Source organism: Mesorhizobium sp. M7A.F.Ca.CA.002.04.1.1, from assembly GCF_004022805.1.
In the GTDB taxonomy this organism is placed as follows: Bacteria; Pseudomonadota; Alphaproteobacteria; order Rhizobiales; family Rhizobiaceae; genus Mesorhizobium; species Mesorhizobium ciceri.
Genome location: NZ_RZPL01000570.1, coordinates 1 through 3,878, shown reverse-complemented (window position 1 = coordinate 3,878; position 3,878 = coordinate 1). Strand labels below are relative to the sequence as shown.

Genomic DNA, 3,878 nt, shown 5'->3' with positions numbered 1-3,878 from the left:
TGCCGTGCTCGACCGCCACGGCATGGTCGAGCGCCGCAAGCGCAGGCGCAACAGGGCGACGGGGACACCACTTTCAAACGGCTGTCGCCCTAACGATCTTTGGTGTGCCGACTACAAGGGCGAGTTCATGCTCGCCGATCGGCGCTATTGCTATCCGCTGACCATCACCGACTTCGCCAGCCGTTATCTCATCGCCTGCGAGGCGCTCTCGACCACCAAGGAAGCCTATGCCTTCACCGTGTTCGAAAGCGTTTTCAAAGAGTTCGGCCTGCCCAGCGCGATCAGGACCGACAATGGCGTTCCCTTCGCCAGCCCCAACGCGCTGTTCAATCTCAGCAAACTGTCGGTCTGGTGGCTGCGCCTGGGCATCGACATCGAGCGCATCAAGCCGGGCTGTCCGCAGCAGAATGGCCGCCATGAGCGCATGCACCTCACCCTCAAGAAGGAGACCACCAAACCGGCCGGCGCCAATTTCCTTCAACAGCAGGCCAGGTTCGATGACTTCATCGACGAGTTCAACTCACAACGCCCGCACCAGGCGCTCGACATGGACTGCCCGGCCGAGCGCTACACGCCCTCAACGCGTCCCTACACCGGCTTGCCCGATCTCGACCACCCGTTTCACGACAAGGCCGTCACCGTCACCACCTGCGGCCGCATCTGCTATAACCGCAAGAAGATCAACCTCAGCCTTGTCTTTGCCGGCCAGACCGTCGGAATCAAACAGGTCGAGGACCATATCTGGCTGGCTAGCTTCATGGACTATGATTTGGGATATTTCGACGATGAGACATGCAGGCTCGAACCACTCCAAAACCCCTTCGGGCCAAAAGTGTTACCCATGTCTCCGGTATAAACCGTAACCTATGTGTCCGGAACGGACCTAACGGTAATGGTGGGCCCGGAGGGACTCGAACCCCCAACCAAGCGGTTATGAGCCGCCGGCTCTAACCATTGAGCTACAGGCCCCACGCGGGCTGGATTAATGTTTTTCGCATCGCGGCACAAGGCTTTCCCGACGGGCTTCCCCAGATCGCCCAAATCAACCCATAATCGCGCTCTACGCGACGTCTGCGACTTGATCGCAGACCAAGGAGATTTTCATGACCAGACATCTTTTGCCTCTCGCGCTCGCCGCTGCAATCGCTTTTCCGGCGATGGCTGGAGCCACCGATCTGCCGACGCCGCCCCGCATCATCGTGTCGGGCGAAGGCGAAGCAACCGTGGCCCCCGATCTGGCGGTCCTGACGCTGAGCGTCATGCGCGAGGCCAAGACCGCGCGCGCCGCGCTCGACGCCAACAATGACGCCATGGCCGCCGTGATCGCGGCGATGAAGTCCGCCGGCATCAAGGACCGGGACCTGCAGACCGCCGGCATCCAGATCAACCCGCGCTACAACTACACCAACAAGCCGGACGGCAGCCAGGAAGCCGAACTCGTCGCCTATCAGGTGACCAACACGCTTTCGGTGCGGGTGCGCGATGTCGACAAGACCGGCGAGATCCTCGACAAGGCGGTGTCGCTCGGCGTCAACCAGGGTGGCGGCATCGCCTTCACCAATGACAACCCGGCAGCCACGGTCACCGAGGCGCGCAAGAAGGCGGTCGCCAACGCCATGGCCAAGGCCAAGACGCTGGCCGAGGCCGCAGGCGCCAGCCTCGGCCGGGTGCTCGAGATATCAGATCAGAACATTGCGCCGGCGCCGATGCCGATCAACGCCAAGGCCTTCGATGCCGCGGCGGGTGGCGCGGCTCCCGTGCAGGCCGGCGAGAATTCCTACAATGTCCAGGTGACCGTCACCTTCGAACTGAAGTAAGCGGCTCTGAGGATCCGTGGCTGGGTCTTGCCCAGCCACCGATGCATCACCAGCCAATAGCGCGCATGAAAAACCCCGCGGGATTGCTCCCGCGGGGTTTTTTCGAGCCACACCCTTCAAACGGAAAGGGGCTCCGCTAGTCCCAGCTGATCTTGCTAAAGATCATGCTGCCAGGCTGACCCTCAAAGAGGGGTCGGCCTTAATTGTCGAACCTCAGCGATAGATAACCGGGCAGCCGCGCTCATTGGCGAACACCACCACGACACGGTCGCCGTCCTGGCGGCCCGCCACCTTCACCGTACGACGGTTGACGTCGACGATGCGGACACGGTGGAGACCCATGCGTTCGGCCTTGTCGAGGGCGCGGTCCGGCGAACAGCCACGGCGCCAGTCGCCGCGGCGTTCATCACGGCGATGGCGATAACCGTCGTCACCGGTATAGACGCCGAAACGCGGGTCGTTGTTGTTGCCGAAGCCGAGATAGAGGCTGTCGGCGTGGGCGGGAACGGCCGCCAGTGTGCCGAGACCGACCAGGGCCGAAAGGGCTGCCGTCTTGATCGTGTTGAACATCGTCTTCTCTCCTTTTTGCGGGCCTTCGCCCGTCCTCGTGAACCGATGGGGGGAGAATGCGCTTGCCTGTCTGAACTCTTTACGAACCTGCCGTTCATCTCCGGTTCATATGGCGGGAAGAAGGAAGTTCCGGCCATTCGCCACCGTCCCCAGCCCTTGGTGAAGGCCGGAATGCCTGACTCGGCGCCCTATTCCGAGCCCGCGGATTGGCCGGAAGTCGTGGAACGTAAGGCTGTTGCTCGCCGCCGCTGGTCCTACGGCTCCTCGTCCAGCACATAGTCAAAATAGTCTTCCGGCTCGGCAAGATCGGTTTCACTCGCTTTGACCCGGCCGCGCATCGAGATGCCGGCTTCATGCACGGTCTCGGCGCTGCCAGACACCAGCCGGTGCCACCAGTAGAGGTCGCGGCCCTCGGCAACCAGCCGATAGGCACAGGTACTGGGCAGCCAACTGATGGTTCGCACATTCTGCGGCGTCAGCCCGACGCAATCGGGAACGCGCGCCAGCCGGTTGGCGTAGTCCGAACAGCGGCAGGTCTCGGCGTCGAACAGCCGACAGCCGACGCTGGTCCAGTAGATCTCGCCAGTGTCCTCGTCCTCAAGCTTTGACAGGCAGCATTTACCGCAGCCGTCGCACAGCGATTCCCACTCGGCCGGGCTCATCGCCTCCAGCGCCTTGGTTTTCCAGAATGGCGTTTCCATTTCCCGGATGTGGCCCCGGCCGCGGGCAAGGTCAAGCGCGGCAATGGTCGCAATTGCGGCTATCGCCAGGTGAATGACATGAAGTTGCCTTCAAAAGGTCGGTCAATCGCCCCGTACGGCCTCTATCCGTGCCAGACTGGAACCAATCGGCACAAGATCGGTTTCGGCAAGGATGGGACCCCACAAGGAGAATTTCGATGAAACGCCAACCACGGATTCTGGCAGGCACCGCACTTGGCCTGTTGATGGCATCCGCGCCGTTGGGCGCGTTCCCGCTTCAGGGAAGTGTCGCGTCCGGTCTTGCCCAGCGCACGGCAACCCCATTCATCCTGGCGCAAGCAGCATGCGCCGAGGGCGAATCGGCCGAGGCCTGCGCGCAGAAGCAGCAGGCGGAACCCGAACAGAAACACGAGCGCAAGAAGGCCGAGCCTGAACAGCAGGCCGCGCCTGCCCAGAGCGAGCAGCCCGCCGAGGAGCAGCAGCCACGCCGGAAGAAGCGCGACCAGCAGCAGCAGGCCGAGCAGGCGCCCGCCGAACAGGCCGCTCCCGCCGAGGAACAGCAGCCGCGCAGGAAGAAGCGTGATCAGCAGCAGCAGGCCGAACAGGCGCCGGCCGAACAGGCAGCACCCGCAGAGGAACAGCAGCCGCGCAGAAAGAAGCGTGACCAGCAGCAGCAGACCGAGCAGGCGCCGGCCGAACAGGCAGCACCGGCAGAGGAACAGCAGCCGCGCAGAAAGAAGCGTGACCAGCAGCAGCAGACCGAGCAGGCGCCGGCCGAACAGGCAGCACC

General features: G+C 63.1%; 4 protein-coding genes, 1 tRNA gene and 1 pseudogene. 3 read left to right on the top strand and 3 right to left on the bottom strand.

Annotated elements, in window-relative coordinates; all coding sequences use genetic code 11:
• On the top strand, nt 1–856 hold an 856-nt coding region (locus tag ENZ75_RS24425; RefSeq protein ID WP_164746422.1), incomplete at its 5' end, for an integrase core domain-containing protein.
• 37 nt (nt 857–893) lie between these two features.
• On the opposite strand, the gene ENZ75_RS24420 is transcribed toward ENZ75_RS24425, so the two are convergent.
• Nucleotides 894–969 (bottom strand) — tRNA-Ile (locus ENZ75_RS24420).
• A gap of 134 nt (nt 970–1,103) precedes the next feature.
• Between ENZ75_RS24420 and ENZ75_RS24415 the strand changes: the two genes are divergently transcribed.
• Nucleotides 1,104–1,817 (top strand): SIMPL domain-containing protein, encoded by a 714-nt coding sequence (locus tag ENZ75_RS24415; protein ID WP_013530175.1) that lies wholly within the window; start codon nt 1,104–1,106, stop codon nt 1,815–1,817.
• Nucleotides 1,818–2,030: 213 nt separating this feature from the next.
• Here ENZ75_RS24415 and ENZ75_RS24410 read toward each other — a convergent pair whose 3' ends face one another.
• Together ENZ75_RS24410 and ENZ75_RS24405 are read right to left on the bottom strand one after the other, a co-directional pair.
• Nucleotides 2,031–2,387: a hypothetical protein gene (locus tag ENZ75_RS24410; protein ID WP_013530174.1), complete on the bottom strand. Its 357-nt coding sequence runs from the start codon at nt 2,385–2,387 to the stop codon at nt 2,031–2,033.
• A 254-nt stretch (nt 2,388–2,641) separates the two neighbouring features.
• Nucleotides 2,642–3,088 (bottom strand): YcgN family cysteine cluster protein, encoded by a 447-nt coding sequence (locus ENZ75_RS24405; RefSeq protein WP_013530173.1) that lies wholly within the window; start codon nt 3,086–3,088, stop codon nt 2,642–2,644.
• Between the two features lie 245 nt (nt 3,089–3,333).
• Here ENZ75_RS24405 and ENZ75_RS34710 point away from each other — a divergent pair.
• Nucleotides 3,334–3,878: pseudogene (locus tag ENZ75_RS34710) on the top strand (flagellar motor protein MotB); the annotation flags it as partial.